This is a genomic window from Streptomyces hamibioticus (assembly GCF_047946815.1).
Lineage (GTDB): Bacteria > Actinomycetota > Actinomycetes > Streptomycetales > Streptomycetaceae > Streptomyces.
In genome coordinates, this window is record NZ_JBKKQY010000001.1 from 5405048 (window position 1) to 5423386 (window position 18339).

General features: G+C 73.6%; 11 protein-coding genes and 1 pseudogene. 5 read left to right on the forward strand and 7 right to left on the reverse strand.

Annotated elements, in window-relative coordinates; translation table 11 throughout:
* Nucleotides 1-19 precede the first annotated feature (19 nt).
* Nucleotides 20-3535 (forward strand): AfsR/SARP family transcriptional regulator, encoded by a 3516-nt coding sequence (locus tag ACLGIH_RS24470; protein WP_416527426.1) that lies wholly within the window; start codon nucleotides 20-22, stop codon nucleotides 3533-3535.
* 6 nt (nucleotides 3536-3541) lie between these two features.
* Here ACLGIH_RS24470 and ACLGIH_RS24475 read toward each other — a convergent pair whose 3' ends face one another.
* The 3 genes from ACLGIH_RS24475 to panB all read right to left on the reverse strand — a co-directional run bounded on the left by ACLGIH_RS24475 (nucleotide 3542) and on the right by panB (nucleotide 6438).
* Nucleotides 3542-4348, reverse strand: a complete 807-nt coding sequence (locus ACLGIH_RS24475; RefSeq protein WP_416527427.1) for an ABC transporter permease — start codon at nucleotides 4346-4348, stop codon at nucleotides 3542-3544.
* Entirely contained in the window at nucleotides 4345-5370 is a 1026-nt protein-coding gene (locus tag ACLGIH_RS24480) for an ATP-binding cassette domain-containing protein (protein WP_416527428.1), read from the reverse strand. The genes ACLGIH_RS24475 and ACLGIH_RS24480 overlap by 4 nt, the downstream gene beginning before the upstream one ends.
* Before the next feature lie 183 nt (nucleotides 5371-5553).
* Complete coding sequence (gene panB, locus ACLGIH_RS24485; RefSeq protein WP_416527429.1) at nucleotides 5554-6438, reverse strand: 3-methyl-2-oxobutanoate hydroxymethyltransferase; 885 nt, start codon at nucleotides 6436-6438, stop codon at nucleotides 5554-5556.
* Between the two features lie 298 nt (nucleotides 6439-6736).
* On the opposite strand from panB, the gene ACLGIH_RS24490 reads away from it, so the two are divergent.
* Together ACLGIH_RS24490 and ACLGIH_RS24495 are read left to right on the forward strand one after the other, a co-directional pair.
* A complete protein-coding gene (locus ACLGIH_RS24490) occupies nucleotides 6737-7789 on the forward strand; it encodes an endonuclease/exonuclease/phosphatase family protein (RefSeq protein ID WP_416527430.1) in 1053 nt (350 codons plus the stop codon).
* A 113-nt stretch (nucleotides 7790-7902) separates the two neighbouring features.
* Complete coding sequence (locus tag ACLGIH_RS24495) at nucleotides 7903-9120, forward strand: MFS transporter (RefSeq protein WP_416527431.1); 1218 nt, start codon at nucleotides 7903-7905, stop codon at nucleotides 9118-9120.
* A 100-nt stretch (nucleotides 9121-9220) separates the two neighbouring features.
* On the opposite strand, the gene glnA is transcribed toward ACLGIH_RS24495, so the two are convergent.
* A complete protein-coding gene (gene glnA, locus ACLGIH_RS24500; RefSeq protein ID WP_416527432.1) occupies nucleotides 9221-10582 on the reverse strand; it encodes a type I glutamate--ammonia ligase in 1362 nt (453 codons plus the stop codon).
* A 288-nt stretch (nucleotides 10583-10870) separates the two neighbouring features.
* Here glnA and ACLGIH_RS24505 point away from each other — a divergent pair, with 288 nt between their 5' ends.
* Complete coding sequence (locus ACLGIH_RS24505; protein ID WP_416527433.1) at nucleotides 10871-12625, forward strand: NAD+ synthase; 1755 nt, start codon at nucleotides 10871-10873, stop codon at nucleotides 12623-12625.
* 939 nt (nucleotides 12626-13564) lie between these two features.
* Here the strand turns inward: ACLGIH_RS24505 and ACLGIH_RS24510 are convergent.
* Together ACLGIH_RS24510 and ACLGIH_RS24515 are read right to left on the reverse strand one after the other, a co-directional pair.
* Nucleotides 13565-14014, reverse strand: a complete 450-nt coding sequence (locus ACLGIH_RS24510) for a VOC family protein (protein WP_416527434.1) — start codon at nucleotides 14012-14014, stop codon at nucleotides 13565-13567.
* Between the two features lie 20 nt (nucleotides 14015-14034).
* Nucleotides 14035-14172 (reverse strand): annotated as a pseudogene (locus ACLGIH_RS24515) (pyridoxamine 5'-phosphate oxidase family protein); the annotation flags it as partial.
* 132 nt (nucleotides 14173-14304) lie between these two features.
* Between ACLGIH_RS24515 and ACLGIH_RS24520 the strand changes: the two are divergent.
* Nucleotides 14305-17301: a bifunctional [glutamine synthetase] adenylyltransferase/[glutamine synthetase]-adenylyl-L-tyrosine phosphorylase gene (locus ACLGIH_RS24520; RefSeq protein ID WP_416527435.1), complete on the forward strand. Its 2997-nt coding sequence runs from the start codon at nucleotides 14305-14307 to the stop codon at nucleotides 17299-17301.
* Here ACLGIH_RS24520 and ACLGIH_RS24525 read toward each other — a convergent pair.
* Nucleotides 17289-18209: a phosphatase PAP2 family protein gene (locus tag ACLGIH_RS24525; RefSeq protein ID WP_416527436.1), complete on the reverse strand. Its 921-nt coding sequence runs from the start codon at nucleotides 18207-18209 to the stop codon at nucleotides 17289-17291. The two genes, ACLGIH_RS24520 and ACLGIH_RS24525, sit on opposite strands and share 13 nt — an antisense overlap.
* Between the last annotated feature and the right edge of the window lie 130 nt (nucleotides 18210-18339).

Below are 18339 nucleotides of genomic sequence, written 5' to 3' on the forward strand. Positions count from 1 at the left end.
CCCCAGGGACAATGGACCCGTGCGCTACCGCATCCTCGGCACCACCCAGGCGCTCCGCCCCGACGGCACCCTCGTCCCGGTCGGCGGAGCGCGGCTGCGTGCTCTGCTGACCGTGCTCGCCCTGCGGGCCGGCCGGACCGTGCCCGCCGGTCTGCTGGTGGAGGAGGTGTGGGCCGGTGACCCGCCCGCCGACGCGCCGGGGGCGCTGCAGGCGCTGGTCGGGCGGCTGCGGCGGACCCTCGGCGCGGAGGCCGTCGCCTCCGCCGACGGCGGCTACCGTCTCGCCGCCGCCCCCGACGACATCGACCTGCACCGCTTCGACCGGCTGGCCGGCGAGGGTGCCCGCGCCCTGGCCGACGGCGACCCGGACAAGGCCGCCGTCGTCCTCGACGACGCCCTCGCCCTGTGGCACGGCCCGGCCCTGGCCGACCTCCCCGACCGCAGCGCCGAGGCGGCCCGCTGGGAGACCCGGCGGCTGGACGCCCTGCGCGCCCGCCACGCCGCCGCCCTGGACCTCGGCCACGCCGACCGGTCGCTGCCCGAGCTGACCGCCCTGTGCGACGCCCACCCGCTGGACGAGCCCCTCCAGGCGCTGCGCCTGCGCGCGTTGCGCGACACCGGCCGCACCGCCGAGGCGCTCGCCGCCTACGAGGACGTACGGCGTCTGCTCGCGGACCGGCTCGGCTCCGACCCCGGGGCCGAACTGCGCTCCCTGCACGCCCGGCTGCTGCGGCCGGACCCGCTTCCCGTACCGGATCCGCTTCCCGTACCGGATCCGCCTGCCGTGACGGCCCCGCCTGCCGTGACGGCCCCGCCTGTCGCGACGGCCCCGCTTGCCGCGCCGGACCAGCAGCCCGGATCGCCCGGCCCGCCCTCCGCGCCCGGCCTGCCGGCCACGTCTGGCCCGCCCTCCGCGCCCGGCCTGCCGGCCACGTCTGGCCCGCCCTCCGCGCCCGGCGTGCCCGCCGCACCCGTCCGGCCCGCCACGCCGGCCCCCGGGCCCGCTGCCCGGCCGCAGCGCGGCAACCTCCGTGCCCGGCTCACCTCCTTCGTCGGCCGGGACGCCGACATCCAGGCCATCCGCGCGGACCTGACCACCGCCCGGCTCGTCACCCTGCTCGGGCCCGGCGGTGCCGGCAAGACCCGGCTGTCGCAGGAGGCCGCCGAGGCAGCCGGGGACCCGGCGAGGGACGGGGCGTGGCTGGCCGAACTCGCGCCGGTCGACGACCCCGGCGCCGTGGCCGAGGCCGTGCTGACCGCGGTGGGCGCCCGCGAGACCGTGCTGTACGGCGCCGGCGCCGAGGAGATGCGGGCGGTCGCGGCCGACCGGCAGGGCACCGCGACCGAACGCCTCGTCGAGCACTGCGGCCGGCGCCACATGCTGATCGTGCTCGACAACTGCGAGCACGTCGTCGAGGCCGCCGCCCGCCTCGCCGAGGAACTGCTCGCCCGCTGCCCCCACCTGACCGTCCTCGCCACCAGCCGTGAACCCCTCGGCGTCCCGGGGGAGTTGCTGCGGCCGGTGGAGCCGCTGCCCGAACCGGCCGCGCTGCGGCTGCTCGCCGACCGCGGCGCCGCCGCCCGCCCCGGCTTCTCCGTCGACGACGACCCCGAGGCGTGCGCCGAGATCTGCCGGCGGCTGGACGGCCTGCCGCTCGCCATCGAGCTGGCCGCCGCCCGGCTGCGGATGCTCACCCCCCGCCAGATCGCCGACCGCCTCGACGACCGCTTCCGGCTGCTCACCTCCGGCAGCCGCACCGTCCTGCCCCGCCAGCAGACGCTCCGCGCGGTCGTCGACTGGTCCTGGGAACTGCTGGACGACGACGAGCGCGACGTGCTGCGCCGCCTGTCGGTGTTCGCGGGCGGCTGCGACCTGGCCGCCGCCGAGGCCGTGTGCGGTCCGTCCGCGCTGGACGCGCTCGGCTCCCTCGTCGACAAGTCCCTGGTCGTCGCCGCGCCGTCGAACGACGGGGAGATGCGCTACCGGCTGCTGGAAACCGTCGCCGAGTACGCGCGCGAGCGGCTCGACGAGACCGGCGGGCGGCGGGCGGCGGAGCGGGCCCACCTGACGTACTACCGGGAGGTGGCCCGCACCAATGACCCGCTGCTGCGGGGCCCGGACCAACTCGCCGCCATCGAGCGGCTGGAGCGGGAGTACGAGAACCTCCGCACCGCCCTGCGCCACGCCGTCGCCGAGCGGGACGAGCAGGAGGCGCTCTGCCTGGTGCTGTCGCTGGTCTGGTACTGGCAGATGCGCGACCTGCGGATCGAGGCGCGCACCTGGTGCAGCGAGGTGATGGCGCTGGGCCCCGACCCGTTCGCCGGGCCGGTCCGGCCCGCCGAGCCGGTGTGGGAGCGGTGCACGGCCGCGCCGCCCCCGATGACCGGCGAGATCCTCGCCGAGGCCCGGCGCGGTGCGCACCTGGCCCACCTGGCCTGCATGGACACCGAGCTGGAGGCCTGGCAGACCCCGGCGGCACAGGCGAAGCTGCGGGCCGTCTCCGCCACCTACGAACCCGGCCTGCCGCAGACCTGCCGCAGCCCCGGCCTGCTCTGGTTCTACGCCGTGATGCTCACCGGCGACATGGAGCGGCTGCGCGAGATCCTGGACGCCACCGTGCGCACCTGCCGGGCGACCCCGGGGTACGAATGGGAGCTGGCCGGCAGCCTCCAGACACGGGCCAACTTCCTCGCCAACCGCAGCGACTGGGCGGGCGACGCGGCCCGCGACGCCGACGAGTCGCTGGAGATCTACCGGCGGCTCGGCGACGCCTGGGGCACCGCCGAGGCGCTGTCCGCGCGTGCCGAGGCCCTCGAACGCCGGGGCGACCACCTGCTCGCCGCCGCCGACTACGAGGCCGCGGCGGAGCACGCCGAGCGTCTGGGCGCCCGCGCCCACGTGGCCGTGCTCGGTGCCCGCCTCGGCAGCGCGCTGATCGACTCCGGTGACCCGGAACAGGCCGAACGCGGTGAGCGCGTCCTGCGCGAGGTGATCCGGGACCAGGCCGGTGCGGGGTACAACGGCGCGCTGCCCGCCGCCCGGCTCTTCCTCGCCGGGCGGCTCGCCATGACCGAGCGGTCGGCCGAAGCCCGTGAGCAGCTCCGGCTGCTGCGGGAGGAGTTCCCGATCGCCCACTTCGCCGTCTTCGACGCGTTCATCCTGGCCTCGGAGGCCTGGGTGGCCGCGCTGGAGGACCGTTACGAGGAGTCCCTGGCACTGGTCCGTCAGGCGCTGGAGCGGTCGAAGGACCCGCTGTCCACCGTCATCGCCCCGCAGATGCGGTCGGCCTGCCTCACCATCGCCGCGATGGCGCTGGCCGGCGTCGACGGCGGCCGGCGGGCCCGGGACGCCGCCCGGTGCCTGGGGGCCGCCGTCGCACTGCTGCCGCCCGGCCACTGCGCAATGGCCATGGAGCGGGACTGCCAAGCCCGGGCGGACGCACGGGTCCGGGAAGCACTCGGCACCGAGGCGTACGAGGCCGCCCGGGCCGAGGGCGGCGAACTCTCCGCCGAGGAGGCCACCGCCCTGGTCTGACCCGGGTCAGCTCTTGGTGCGGAACTTGTGGATCGCGATCGGCGCCATCACCGCCGTCAGCGCCACCGACCAGCCGAGCGTCATCCACAGGTCCTCCGCGATCGGACCGCCCGTCATCAGGCCGCGCGCCGCGTCGGCGAGGTTGGACAACGGGTTGTACCGGGTGAAGGCCTCCAGCCAGCCCGGCATGGACTGCGGCGGCGCGAAGATCGACGAGCCGAACTGGAGCGGCATCAGCACCAGGAAGCCCATCGCCTGCACCGACTGGGCGCTCTTCATCACCACGCCGAGGGTGAGGAAGATCCACATCAGCGCGGAGCCGAACAGCACCGACAGGCCCACGGAGGCCAGCAGCCCCGCCCAGTTGGTGATGTCGAAGCCCACCAGGACGCCGACGACCAGCAGCACCGCGGTGGCGAACAGCATCCGCAGCACCTCCACCGCGATCTTCGCGAACAGCACCGAGCCGCGGCCGATCGGCAGCGACCGGAAGCGGTCCATCACACCGGAGTTGAAGTCCTGGTTGAAGCCGGTGCCGACCCCCATGGCCATGTTCATGCCCATCATGGCCATCAGGCCGGGGACCACGTACTGCACGTACGCCTGCTGACCGCCGCCCAGCGACTGCCCGATGGAGCCGCCGAAGACGTACACGAACAGCAGGGTGAAGACGATCGGGAACAGCAGGGCGTCGAACATCGACTCCGGGTCCTGCCGGATCCACAGCAGATTCCGGCGGACCAGGGCGCTGGTGTGCCGGACGTGGGCACGCAGGGAGATCCGGGCGTCGGGGGCGACGGTGGTGGCGCTCATACGGCGACCTCCTCGCGTGCGTCGGCGGGCGCGGGGTCCTGCGGGGCACTGGCGCGGTGGCCGGTGAGGGACAGGAACACCTCGTCCAGGCTGGGCAGTTCGGTGGTGATGGAGGCGATCGTGATGCCGTGCCCGGTGACCGCGCCGACCACGGCGGTCAGCTGCTCGTCGCTGAGGATCGGCACCAGCACGGAGCCGCGCTCGGCGTCCACCGTGGAGGATGCCAGGCCGGTGATGCCCAGCGCGTCCAGGTGGGCGGCGAGCGGGCGCAGCCGCAGCGGGTCGGCCGGGCGGACGCGCAGGGTGCGGCCGCCGACCTTCGCCTTCAGTTCCTCGATGCCGCCGCCCGCGATGACCTTGCCCCGGTCCACGACGGTCAGCTCGGAGGCGAGCTGCTCGGCCTCCTCCATGTACTGGGTGGTCAGCAGCACGGTGACGCCGTCCCCGACCATCCGCTTGACCTCGTCCCACACCTCGTTGCGGGTGCGCGGGTCCAGACCGGTGGTGGGCTCGTCGAGGAAGAGGACGACCGGGCGGCCGATCATCGAGGCGGCCAGGTCCAGCCGGCGCCGCATGCCGCCGGAGTAGGTGGCCACCGGCCGCTTGGCGGCCTCGGTGAGCGAGAAGCGCTCCAGCATCGCGTCGGCACGCGCGCGTGCCTCCTTGCGGGACAGGTCGAGCAGCCGCCCGATCAGGTAGAGGTTCTCCCAGCCGGGGAGCTTCTCGTCCACCGAGGCGTACTGCCCGGTCAGCCCGATCACCCGGCGCAGCTGCCGCGGCTGCCGCACGACGTCGAGGCCGGCGACGGTCGCCCGCCCGGCGTCCGGGGCCAGCAGGGTGGAGAGGATGCGTACGAGGGTGGTCTTGCCGGCGCCGTTCGGGCCGAGCACACCCATCACGGTGCCCTCGCGCACGTCCAGGTCGACGCCGTCCAGCGCCTTGGTCTCGCCGTAGTGCTTGACCAGCCCCCGTACGGTGACCGCGCTGCTCGCGGCCCTGGGGTGGTTGTCGATTCGCGTCATGCCGACGACGGTGTCAGCCGCCGCCGACAATCCACCGACATCCTGCCGACAGCCGCCGACAGCCGCCGACCGCCGACATCCTGCCGACAGCCGCCGACGCCCCGCCGGCGCGGGCCGGACGGAGAAACCACCGGCCCCGCCGACGGGGGAGGATCGGCGGGGCCGGTGTCGTACCGAGATGGCTCAGTGGACGGAGTGCTGCTCCTGCGGGAACGTTCCGCCGACGACGTCCTCGGCGAACGCCTTCGCCGCGTCGCCCATGACCTGGCGCAGGTCGGCGTACTGCTTCACGAACTTCGGCATCCGGCCGCCGGTCAGCCCGAGCGCGTCGGTCCACACCAGCACCTGGGCGTCCGTCTCCGGGCCCGCACCGATACCGACCGTCGGGATGTGCAGCGTGCGGGTCACCTCGGCGGCCAGCTCGGCCGGCACCAGCTCCAGGACGACCGCGAAGGCGCCCGCGTCCTGCACGGCCTTGGCGTCGCGCAGCAGCTGCTGGGCGGCCTCCTCACCGCGGCCCTGTACGCGGTAGCCCATGGCGTTGACGGACTGCGGGGTCAGGCCGATGTGCGCCATCACCGGGATGCCGGACTCCACCAGCAGCTCGATCTGCCGGTGCGAGCGCTCGCCGCCCTCCAGCTTCACTGCTCCCACGCCCGCCTCCTTGACCAGCCGGGTCGCCGAGCGCAGCGCCTGCACCGGGCCCTCCTGGTACGAGCCGAAGGGCAGGTCGCCGACGATGAGGGCGCGGCTGGTGCCGCGGACCACCGCCGCCGACAGCACGGTCATCTCGTCGAGGGTGACGGGGACGGTGGTGTCGTACCCGAGGTGGCAGTTGCCGGCCGAGTCGCCGACCAGCATCACCGGGATGCCGGCCTCGTCGAACACGGAGGCGGTCATCGCGTCGTACGCGGTGAGCATGGGCCACTTCTCGCCGCGCTCCTTGGCCGCGGTGATGTCACGGACGGTGATGCGACGAGTGCTCTTGCCCCCGTACAGCGCCTTGCTGCCGTCGGAGGGTCCGCGCTGCGCGGCATGCGCGGTCTGGGCAGCCGAGAGCTGCGTCATAACAACGCTCCTTCATGTCATCTCGAGGCGCCCTGACGGCGTCCCCGGACTCCCCACCATGGTGGCACCTCGTGCCACCGAGGGCCAGAGCACCCCGGGCACGATCCGCCCCGCCGGAATGTGCGCGTTTGGTCACAGACCCCACGCGAGTCACCCGAGACCGGAACTCCCCACGGGTGCCTGCTCGTCCTCGTGCCCGTACGGCCGTCCTGGACGGCGGGAGAGGAACCGATCATCCCCTAGGGTTCTTCCGGGGCCGGGGGGCGACGGTGTGCACGGCAGGTAGTGAGGCGACGGTATGGCGCAGCAGGCGTACGTGACGGAGACGGACAACGGCGGCTCGGGGCGCGAGCGCCGGGGACCCCTCGTCCGCCGCCTTCTCGGCCGGTACGCCGCCGGCTGGCGCGGCGACCGGCGGATCTGGCGCCGGGGCCTGATCACGGCCGCGGTGGCCGTGCTGCTGTCCGGGGTGCTGGCGGCGCACGCGCACATCCCGAACGCCGTCGGCAACCTCGGCAGCCTCACCGAGACGTTCCTGCCGTGGCTGGGCGTGCTGATCCCGGTCCTGCTGGTCGTCGCGCTGGCCCGGAAGTCCGCGACCGCGCTGATCGCCGTCCTGCTGCCGGCGATCGTGTGGCTGAACCTCTTCGGCGGCCTGCTCACCGACAAGACCGCCACCGGCGGCGACCTGACGGTGGCCACGCACAACGTCAACGCCGACAACGCCGACCCGTCCGGCACCGCCCGCGCGGTGGCCGCCTCCGGCGCGGACGTGCTGGCCCTGGAGGAGCTGAAGGCGTCCGCGGTGCCGACGTACGAGAGGGCGCTCGCCGCGACGTACCCCCATCACGCGGTGGTCGGCACGGTGGGGCTGTGGAGCAAGTACCCGATGAGCGACGTGCGGTCCGTCGACATCCGGCTCGGCTGGAAGCGGGCGATGCGCGCCACGGTCGCCACCCCGGCCGGACCGGTCGCCGTGTACGTCGCCCACCTGCCCTCGGTGCGCGTGAAGCTGGAGGCCGGGTTCACCGCCCGGCAGCGCGACACGAGCGCCGACGCGCTGGGTGAGGCCGTCGCCGCCGAGCGGCTGGAGCGGGTGGTGCTGCTGGGCGACCTGAACGGCACCATGAACGACCGCGCGCTCAACGCCATCACCTCCCAGATGCGCTCCACGCAGGGCGCGGCGGGCGACGGCTTCGGGTTCAGCTGGCCGGCGTCGTTCCCGATGGCGCGGATCGACCAGATCCTGGTGAAGGGCGTCGAACCGGTGACCAGCTGGACCCTCCCGGAGACGGGCAGCGACCATCTGCCGCTGGCCGCACGTGTGAGGGTCGACACAACGGCGTCCTGAGATTTCGGGGCCACGGGCTCGCCCTGAGAGGCTTTGTTCCGTACTGGAACATACGAGGAGGGCCTCGGGGACCGGAAGTCCCGAAGCCTCGACGTCCCGAAAGGCGACCCTTCATGCCCCTGGCCCTGCTCGCCCTCGCCGTGGGCGCCTTCGGCATAGGCACGACCGAGTTCGTGATGATGGGCCTGCTGCCCGACGTCGCGGACGACCTGAACATCTCCATCCCCACCGCCGGCCACCTGGTCTCGGCGTACGCGCTGGGCGTGGTCGTCGGCGCCCCGCTGCTCGCGGCGGCGACCGCGCGGATGTCCCGCCGCACGGTGCTGATCGCCCTCATGCTCCTGTTCGTGGCCGGCAACGCCCTGTCGGCGCTGGCCCCCGACAACACCTGGCTGCTCGCCGCCCGGTTCCTCAGCGGCCTGCCGCACGGCGCCTTCTTCGGTGTCGGCGCGGTGGTCGCGACGAACATGGTGGCGCCGGAACGCAAGGCCCGTTCCGTATCCCTGATGTTCCTGGGCCTGACGGTCGCGAACATCGCGGGCGTGCCGGTGGCGACGCTCCTGGGGCAGCACCTGGGCTGGCGGGCGACGTTCCTCGGCGTCGCGGCGATCGGCGTGGCCGCGATCGCGGCCCTTGCCCTGCTCATCCCGCGCGAGAACGCCCCGGCGCCCGAGGCGGGACTGCGAGGCGAACTGGCCGCCCTGCGCTCCGTCCCCGTCTGGCTGGCCCTCGGCACGACGGTCGCCGGCTTCGGCGCGCTCTTCGCCGCCTACAGCTACATCACCCCGATGCTCACCGTCGCCGCCGGGTACGCCGACGCCAGCGTGACGCTGCTGCTGGCCCTGTTCGGCGTCGGCGCGACGGCGGGCAACCTGCTCGGCGGGCGGCTGGCCGACCACTGGCTGCGGGGCACCCTGTTCGGCGGCCTGGCGGCGCTGACGGTGGTCCTGGCCCTCTTCCCGCTGCTGATGCGCACGGAGGCGACGGCCGCGGTGGCGGTGACCCTGCTCGGCACGGCGGCCTTCATCACCGGCTCCCCGCTCCAGCTGATGGTGATGGAGAAGGCGTCGGCGGCCCCGTCCCTGGCCTCCTCCGCCAACCAGGCGGCCTTCAACCTCGCCAACGCCGGCGGCGCCTGGATCGGCGGCCTGGCCCTGGCGGCGGGCTTCGGGGTGACCTCCCCGGCGCTCGCGGGCTCGGCGCTGGCGGTGCTGGGGCTGGCGGTGGCGGGCACGGCCTGCGCCGTCGACCGCCGGGTCGCTCCGGGCGCCGTCCGGGACCGGGTGGTCGCGGGGCACCTGCCGGGGGCGCCGGAGACGGTGCGGCGCTGATCGCAGACGCGCGTACGAAAGAGCCGTGGCGTCGACGGTCGGCCACCGTCGACGCCACGGCCGCTGGACCGGTTGGCCGGCCCCAGATCCTGACCTGCGCTTACAGCACCGGCAGGTTCTTGCGCAGCTCGAAGGCGGTGACCTCGGAGCGGTACTCCTCCCACTCCTGGCGCTTGTTGCGGAGGAAGAAGTCGAAGACGTGTTCGCCGAGGGTCTCGGCGACCAGGTCGCTGCGGTCCATCAGGGTGAGGGCCTCGCCGAGGTTCTGCGGGAGGGGCTCGATGCCCATCGCGCGGCGTTCGGCGTCGGAGAGGGCCCAGACGTCGTCCTCGGCGCCCGGCGGGAGTTCGTAGCCCTCCTCGATGCCCTTCAGGCCGGCGGCGAGCAGGAGGGCGTAGGACAGGTAGGGGTTGGCGCCCGAGTCCAGGGAGCGGACCTCCACCCGCGCCGAGCCGGTCTTGCCCGGCTTGTACATGGGGACGCGGACCAGGGCCGAGCGGTTGTTGTGGCCCCAGCAGATGTAGGACGGGGCCTCGCCGCCCGCGCCGGCCGTGCGTTCCGAGCCGCCCCAGATGCGCTTGTAGGAGTTGACCCACTGGTTGGTGACCGCGGAGATCTCGGCGGCGTGCTTCAGCAGGCCCGCGATGAAGGAGCGGCCGACCTTGGAGAGCTGGTACTCGGCGCCGGACTCGTAGAAGGCGTTGCGGTCGCCCTCGAAGAGGGACAGGTGGGTGTGCATGCCGCTGCCGGGGTGCTCCGAGAACGGCTTCGGCATGAAGGTCGCCTGCACGCCCTGCTCCAGCGCCACCTGCTTCATCACCAGGCGGAACGTCATGATGTTGTCCGCCGTGGACAGCGCGTCGGCGTAGCGCAGGTCGATCTCCTGCTGGCCCGGCGCGCCCTCGTGGTGGGAGAACTCCACCGAGATGCCCATCGACTCCAGCATGGTGATCGCCTGGCGGCGGAAGTCCATGCCGATGTTCTGCGGGGTGTGGTCGAAGTAGCCCGAGTTGTCGGCCGGGGTGGGCACCGAGCCGTCGACCGGCTTGTCCTTCAGGAGGAAGAACTCGATCTCCGGGTGGGTGTAGAAGGTGAAGCCCGAGTCGGAGGCGCGGTTCAGGGCGCGCTTGAGGACGTAACGCGGGTCGGCGAAGGACGGGGAGCCGTCCGGCATCAGGATGTCGCAGAACATCCGGGCCGTGCCGGGGGCCTCCGCGCGCCAGGGGAGGATCTGGAACGTCGAGGGGTCCGGCTTGGCGATCATGTCGGACTCGTAGACCCGGGCGAAGCCCTCGATGGCGGAGCCGTCGAAGCCGATGCCCTCGTCGAAGGCCTGCTCCAGCTCGGCCGGGGCCACCGCAACGGACTTCAGAAAGCCCAGCACATCCGTGAACCACAGGCGTACGAAACGGATGTCGCGCTCCTCCAAGGTCCGGAGCACGAACTCCTGCTGCTTGTCCATCTTCCGCTTCCCCATCCTTGCTGGCCAGGTCGCTTGTCTCCGGTACCGCGGGAGGCGGTCGGGTACCCGAGCATGACACCACAGCGCCGTTTCGTGCGCGTTGCGGACCTCCGTCCCGTACCGCTTCCTCCGCAGCGTAGAGGCCATGTGTTCGATCGGGCCATTCGGTGCCTCCGGCTCGGGGAGGCGGACGTGCGGTGCGGTGCGGGTGCGGTGCGGGTGGGACCCGGGGTGGCCCCGGTGTTCCGCCTCACCCCATCGTGTCGGTGTGACGATTACACTGGCCGCGTGCCTCAACTACGACTCGCCCTGAACCAGATCGACGCCGCCGTCGGCGACCTGTCCGGCAACTCCGAGACCATCGTGCGCTGGACCCGGCACTCCGCCGAGCAGGGAGCGCACCTCGTGGCGTTCCCCGAGATGGCGCTGACCGGGTACCCCGTCGAGGACCTGGCCCTTCGCTCGTCCTTCGTGGAGGCTTCCCGCGCCGCGCTGCGCGCGCTCGCCGCGCGCCTCGCCGAGGAGGGGCTGGGGGAGCTGCCGGTGATCGTCGGCTACCTCGACCGCAGCGAGACCGCACAGCCGAAGTACGGCCAGCCCGCGGGGGCGCCGCAGAACGCGGCGGCGGTGCTGCACGGGGGCGAGGTGGTGCTCACCTTCGCCAAGCACCACCTGCCGAACTACGGCGTCTTCGACGAGTTCCGCTACTTCGTGCCGGGCGACACCATGCCGGTGGTGCGGGTGCGCGGGATCGATGTCGCGCTCGCGATCTGCGAGGACCTGTGGCAGGACGGCGGGCGGGTGCCGGCCGCGCGGTCCGCGCAGGCCGGGCTGCTGGTCTCCGTCAACGCCTCGCCGTACGAGCGGAACAAGGACGACACCCGGCTGGAGCTGGTGCGCAAGCGGGCGCAGGAGGCCGGCTGCACGACTGCGTACCTCGCGATGATCGGCGGGCAGGACGAGCTGGTCTTCGACGGCGACTCGATCGTGGTCGACGCGGACGGGGAGGTCGTGGCGCGGGCGCCGCAGTTCGCCGAGGGGTGCGTGGTGCTGGACCTCGACCTGCCGGCGGCGGCGCCGGACGCGCCGAGCGGGGTCGTGGACGACGGGCTGCGGATCGAGCGGGTGGTGCTGTCGGAGGAGCCGGTGGCGCCGTACGCGGCGGAGCTGAGCGGGGGGCACGCGCAGCGGCTGGAGGACGACGAGGAGGTCTACTCGGCGCTGGTCGTGGGGCTGCGGGCGTACGTCGCGAAGAACGGGTTCCGGTCCGTGCTGGTCGGGCTGTCCGGGGGGATCGACTCGGCGCTGGTCGCGGCGATCGCGTGCGACGCGGTGGGGGCGGAGAACGTGTACGGCGTGTCGATGCCGTCCAAGTACTCGTCCGAGCACTCGAAGGACGACGCGGCGGAGCTGGCGCGGCGTACGGGGCTGAACTACCGGACGGTTCCGATCGAGACCATGTTCGATGCGTATATGGGGGCGCTGGGGCTGACGGGGCTGGCGGAGGAGAACCTCCAGTCGCGGCTGCGCGGGACGCTGCTGATGGCGATCTCCAATCAGGAGGGGCACATCGTGCTGGCGCCCGGCAACAAGTCGGAGCTGGCGGTCGGGTACTCGACGCTGTACGGCGACTCGGTGGGCGCGTACGGGCCGATCAAGGACGTGTACAAGACGTCGGTGTTCCGCCTGGCGGAGTGGCGCAACCGGGCGGCGGCGGAGCGGGGGCAGACGCCGCCGATCCCGGAGAACTCGATCGTGAAGCCGCCGAGCGCGGAGCTGCGGCCGGGGCAGGTGGACACGGACTCGCTGCCGGACTATCCGGTGCTGGACGCGATTCTGGAGCTGTACGTCGACCGGGACCGGGGCGCCGACGAGATCGTCGCCGCCGGGTTCGACCGGGAGCTGGTGACGCGGACGCTGCGGATGGTCGACACGGCGGAGTACAAGCGGCGGCAGTACCCGCCGGGGACGAAGATCTCGGCGAAGGGCTTCGGCAAGGACCGGCGCCTGCCGATCACGAACCGCTGGCGGGAGACGGGCTGACCCGGGGCGCCGGCCGGGGGCATGTCGTCCGGTCCGCCTGCGGCGGTGGGGCCGGGCGGTTGTGGGTTGTCCGCGGCGCCGTGGGTGGATGCCTGCGGCGCCGCTGCGGGTGGTCGGGGGTGCGCGTAGCGCCTTGGGTTCGGTGGGTGGTTCGGGGCCGCGCCGGGGGGTGTCCGTCCTCGGAACGTCGCGGAATCGGTCTGTTGTAGAGGGTGCCCGTGTTGACGCGACAACCGCTGCGGGCGGACACCCCCCGACACGTCCCCTTCCCGCCGCGGGCGGCTGCGGGCAGCGCCCCGGCCGGTCGCCCCTTTCGCGCCGTGGGCGGCTGCGGGTGGCGCCCGGGTCAGGGGTCGCTTGCGCGCCGTGGGCGGCTGCGGGTGGCGCCCAGGCCGAGCGTCACTTCGCGCCGTGGGCGGCTGCGGGTGGCGCCCGGGTCAGGGGTCGCTTGCGCGCCGTGGGCGGCTGCGGGTGGCGCCCAGGCCGAGCGTCACTTCGCGCCGTGGGCGGCTGCGGGTGGCGCCCGGGTCAGGGGTCGCTTGCGCGCCGTGGGCGGCTGCGGGTGGCGCCCAGGCCGAGCGTCACTTCGCGCCGTGGGCGGCTGCGGGTGGCGCCCGGGTCAGGGGTCGCTTGCGCGCCGTGGGCGGCTGCGGGTGGCGCCCAGGCCGAGCGTCGCTTCCCGCCGTGGGCGGCTGCGGGTGGCGCCCGGGTCAGGGGTCGCTTGCGCGCCGTGGGCGGCTGCGGGTGGCGCCCAGGCCGAGCGTCGCTTCCCGCCGTGGGCGGCTGCGGGTGGCGCCCGGGTCAGGGGTCGCTTGCGCGCCGTGGGCGGCTGCGGGTGGCGCCCAGGCCGAGCGTCGCTTCCCGCCGTGGGCGGCTGCGGGTGGCGCCCGGGTCAGGGGTCGCTTGCGCGCCGTGGGCGGCTGCGGGTGGCCGGGTGGCTCAGTTCTGCTGGGACTTCAGCTGGGCCAGGAGCTGGTGCAGCGGCTCTGTTGCCCGCCGGCGGTACTCCTGGACCGACCAGCCGTTGCCGTCCGGGTCCGTGAAGTACATGAAGGTCGCGCCGTCGTCCGGCGCGTACTGGACCGGCTCGGAGATCTCCAGGCCGCGGGCGACCAGTTCGGCGCGGGCCGCCTTGATGTCGGCCACGCAGAGCTGCAGGCCCTGGTAGGAGCCGGGCGTCGGCTTCGTCTGGCCCTGGGTCATGTCCCAGATGGCGTCCCCCAGGGCGATCGAGCAGCCGGAGCCCGGTGGTGTCAGCTGGACGATGCGCAGGCCCGGCATGACCTCCTGGTCGATGTCCACGTGGAAGCCGACCTTGTCCCGGTAGAAGTCCCGGGACCGGTCGATGTCGGTCACGGGGAGCGGGATCACTTCGAGGGTCATGTCCATGGCTTCCTCCGTTGGTGTCGTCAGGTGAACCGCAACCGTGTCCGGCTGAACGGCTCTTCCTTACCGAAGCCGAAAACCGTGTGCGGCGCCACTGTGTAAACGACGGCGTGGCCGGGGCCGTGGTGGAAAGGCCGCCCAGGGAAGTTCCAGAAGCCGCCGTCGGGTGGGTGCCGGTCATCGGGTCGTCAACGGGGCGGATTCCCCACGCCCGGGGAACTCGTCGGCGCCTCGCGCGGCCCGGCCGGTTAGGCTCTGGCCCAGGACGACCTTGATCCGACGGGAGGCCGGGGATGACGGCGCCGGGGCGCAGGAGCAGTACCTTCACGCGACTGCTGCGGCACGGCTTCACCGACCCCGCGGCCGCCGAGCGGCTGCTGGACGGCGTGGAGCTGGCGGAGGTCCGCAACGACCCGGTGCTGCTGGAGGCGCTCGGCGCCACCGCCGACCCCGACCTCGCCCTGCGCGGGATCGTGCGGCTGCTGGAGGCGCAGCAGGGGCCCACGGACCGGCGTGAACTGCTCGACACGCTGATAGCGGCCAAGCCCCTGCGGGACCGTCTGCTGGGTGTGCTCGGCGCCTCCGAGGCGCTCGGTGACCACCTCGCCCGGCACGCGGGGGACTGGCGGGCCCTCGTCACCTACGAGCCGGAGGACCTGCACCGCGGGGTGGCGGAGTTCGAGCGCGGGCTCGCCGAGGCGGCCGACCCCGTCTCGCTGCGCGTCGCCTACCGGCGGTGTCTGCTGTCCATCGCCGCCCGCGACGTGTGCGGCACCATCGACGTCGTCGAGACCGCCGCCGAGCTGGCCGATCTGGCCACGGCGACGCTGCGGGCCGCTCTCGGGCTGGCCGAGCAGGCGGCACCGGAGGACGTTTCCGTCTGCCGGCTGGCCGTGATCGCCATGGGCAAGTGCGGTGGCAACGAGCTGAACTACGTCTCCGACGTGGACGTCATCTTCGTCGGGGAGGCCGTCGACGGGGCGGACGAGGCCAAGGCCCTGCGGGCCGCCACCCGGCTCGCCTCGCACATGATGCGGATCTGCTCCGAGACGACCGTCGAGGGGTCCATCTGGCCGGTCGACGCCAACCTGCGGCCCGAGGGACGCAACGGTCCGCTGGTGCGCACGCTCAGCAGCCACCTGGCGTACTACCAGCGCTGGGCGAAGACCTGGGAGTTCCAGGCGCTGCTCAAGGCGCGTCCGGTGGCCGGTGACGCCGGTCTCGGGGACGCCTATGCGGCGGCGCTCCAGCCCCTGGTGTGGCAGGCCGCCGAGCGGGAGAACTTCGTCGCCGACGTGCAGAAGATGCGCCGCAGGGTGGTGGAGACCATCCCCGCCGCCGAGGTCGACCGGCAGCTGAAGCTGGGGCCGGGCGGCCTGCGTGACGTCGAGTTCGCCGTGCAGCTGCTCCAGCTCGTGCACGGCCGGGCGGATGCCTCGCTGCGCAGCGGGACCACGCTGGACGCACTGAAGGCGCTGGCCGCGGGCGGGTACGTGGGGCGGGTGGACGCCGCCCAGCTCGACGAGGCCTACCGGTTCCTGCGGTCCATGGAGCACCGGATCCAGCTGCACCGGCTGCGGCGCACTCATCTGGTGCCCGAGGAGGACACCGACCTGCGGCGGCTCGGGCGGTCGCTGGGGCTGCGCACCGATCCGGCCGCCACGCTGCTGCGGGAGTGGCGGCGGCACGCCTCCGTGGTGCGCCGGCTGCACGAGAAGCTGTTCTACCGGCCGCTGCTCGACGCCGTCGCCCAGCTCGCCCCCGGTGAGGCCCGGCTGAGCGCCGAGGCCGCCCGGGAACGGCTGGTCGCGCTCGGGTACGCCGACCCGGCCGCCGCGCTGCGGCATCTGGAGGCGCTGGCCTCCGGGGTCAGCCGGAAGGCCGCGATCCAGCGGACGCTGCTGCCGGTGCTGCTGGGGTGGTTCGCGGACTCGGCCGACCCGGACGCCGGGCTGCTCAACTTCCGGAAGGTGTCGGACGCGCTGGGCACGACGCCCTGGTACCTGCGGCTGCTGCGGGACGAGGGCGCGGCGGCCGAGAACCTCGCCCGGGTGCTGTCCGCCGGCCGGCTCGCGCCGGATCTGCTGATGCGGGCGCCGGAGGCGGTGGCGCTGCTCGGCGACGGCGACGGCGGGGGACTTGCGCCGCGCGGACGGACCCAGCTGGAGCAGGAGATCCTCGCGGCGGTACGGCGCGCGGACGGGGCCGTGCAGGCGGTCACGGCCGCGCGCGGGGTGCGGCGGCGGGAACTGTTCCGTACCGCCGCCGCCGACATCGTCGGCTCCTACGGCACCGAGACCCAGCCCGCCGAGGCCGACCAGGGCGCACTGGTGGACCGGGTGGGCGGTGCCGTGTCGGACCTGACGGCGGCGACGCTCGCGGGGACGTTGCGGGCCGTGGTCCGGGAGGGCTGGGGGGACGTGCTGCCGACCCGGTTCGCCGTCATCGGCATGGGGCGCTTCGGCGGGCACGAGCTGGGCTACGGCTCGGACGCGGACGTGCTGTTCGTGCACGAGCCCAGGGACGGGGTCGACGAGCGGGAGGCCGGGGACGCCGCCAACAGGGTCGTCTCCGAGATGCGACGGCTGCTGCAACTGCCGAGCGCCGATCCGCCGCTGATCGTCGACGCCGATCTGCGCCCCGAGGGCAAGTCCGGGCCGCTGGTGCGGACCCTGAAGTCGTACGCGGCGTACTACCGGCGCTGGTCGCTGACGTGGGAGTCGCACGCGCTGCTGCGCGCCGAGTTCGTGGCCGGCGACGAGGATCTGGGCCGCCGGTTCATCGAGCTGGTCGATCCGCTGCGGTACCCGGCCGGCGGGCTCGCGGACGACGCGGTGCGGGAGATCCGGCGGCTGAAGGCCCGGATGGAGTCCGAGCGGATGCCGCGCGGCGCCGACCCCAAGCTGCACGCCAAGCTGGGGCCGGGCGGGCTGTCCGACGTCGAGTGGACGGTGCAGTTGCTGCAGCTGCGGCACGGGCGCGAAGTGGCGGGGCTGCGCACCACGCGCACGCGGGAGGCGCTGGCGGCGGCCCGTGAGGCCGGGTTGCTGACCGAGGAGCACGCCGGGATCCTGGACGAGGCCTGGGTGCTGGCGACACGGGTGCGCAACGCGGTGATGCTGGTGAGGGGCCGGGCCGGGGACACGTTCCCGTCCGAGAGCCGGGAGCTGGCGGCGGTCGGCAGGTACCTGGGGTACGGGCCCGGGCGGGCGGGCGACATGCTGGACGCCTACCGGCGTACGGCCCGGCGGGCCCGGGGCGTGGTGGAGGAGCTGTTCTACGACGGGTGACCGGCCCCGCGGGGCCGGCGGGACTTCGCGGACGGGCCCTGGGCCCGGGACGGCAGCAGTGGTCCGCTCCGGGCCGGGACCAGCCGCGGCAGCCGGTACGGCAGGGCGCCGTACCAGACCCGGGCCAGCGTGTAGCCGAAGGCCAGGCACAGCACGCCGCCGACCGCGTCCAGCCAGAAGTGGTTGGCCGTCGCGACGATCACCACCAGCGTGAGCGCCGGGTAGACCAGGCCCAGGACACGGACCCAGGGGACGGTGGCCAGGGCGAAGATCGTCAGCCCGCACCACACCGACCAGCCGATGTGCATGGACGGCATCGCCGCGTACTGGTTGGACATGTTCTTCAGGTCGCCGGACGCCATCGAGCCCCAGGTCTGGTGGACCATCACCGTGTCCACGAAGTGGCCGCCGTTCATCAGCCGGGGCGGGGCGAGCGGATACAGGTAGTAACCGACCAGGGCGATGCCGGTGGTGGAGAACAGCACCAGCCGGGTCGCCGCGTAGCGGCCGGGGTGGCTGCGGTACAGCCACACCAGAACACCCAGGGTGACGACGAAGTGCAGGGTCGCGTAGTAGTAGTTCATGCCGACGATGAGCCAAGTCACCGAGTTCACGGCGTGATTGATCGACTGCTCGACGGCGATGCCGAGCTGCTGCTCGGCCTTCCAGATCCAGTCGGCGTTGCGCAGCGCCTGCGTGCGCTGCTCGGGTACGGCGTTACGGATGAGCGAGTACGTCCAGTAACTCACCGCGATCAGCAGGATCTCGAACCACAGCCGGGGCCGGCGGGCGGTGCGCAGCCGGCGCAGCGGGTGCGGGGACTCCTGCTCCTGCTCCGTCCGGGCCGCGACGGAGTGTGGACCGGCCGCTTCCCGGCCTTCCGTCGTCGTCACGGTCGTGTCACCCATGGGCACAGAGTCTGCCAGAAAAGCTCTCCCCCACCGATCATCCCCCCGTCGGGTTCTGGACGCATGTTCTACACCGTCCGGAGGCCCGGGTCGTCCTACCGCCGCACGGCGATCCGTGCCGGCTCTCCGA

Coding starts and splice junctions, on each gene's coding strand:
- ACLGIH_RS24475 (WP_416527427.1), bottom strand. CDS start 4,348: ATGAGCGCCACCACCGTCGCCCCCGACGCCCGGATCTCCCTGCGTGCC.
- ACLGIH_RS24480 (WP_416527428.1), bottom strand. CDS start 5,370: ATGACGCGAATCGACAACCACCCCAGGGCCGCGAGCAGCGCGGTCACC.
- panB (WP_416527429.1), bottom strand. CDS start 6,438: ATGACGCAGCTCTCGGCTGCCCAGACCGCGCATGCCGCGCAGCGCGGA.
- ACLGIH_RS24490 (WP_416527430.1), top strand. CDS start 6,737: ATGGCGCAGCAGGCGTACGTGACGGAGACGGACAACGGCGGCTCGGGG.
- ACLGIH_RS24495 (WP_416527431.1), top strand. CDS start 7,903: ATGCCCCTGGCCCTGCTCGCCCTCGCCGTGGGCGCCTTCGGCATAGGC.
- glnA (WP_416527432.1), bottom strand. CDS start 10,582: ATGGACAAGCAGCAGGAGTTCGTGCTCCGGACCTTGGAGGAGCGCGAC.
- ACLGIH_RS24510 (WP_416527434.1), bottom strand. CDS start 14,014: ATGGACATGACCCTCGAAGTGATCCCGCTCCCCGTGACCGACATCGAC.
- ACLGIH_RS24520 (WP_416527435.1), top strand. CDS start 14,305: ATGACGGCGCCGGGGCGCAGGAGCAGTACCTTCACGCGACTGCTGCGG.
- ACLGIH_RS24525 (WP_416527436.1), bottom strand. CDS start 18,209: ATGGGTGACACGACCGTGACGACGACGGAAGGCCGGGAAGCGGCCGGT.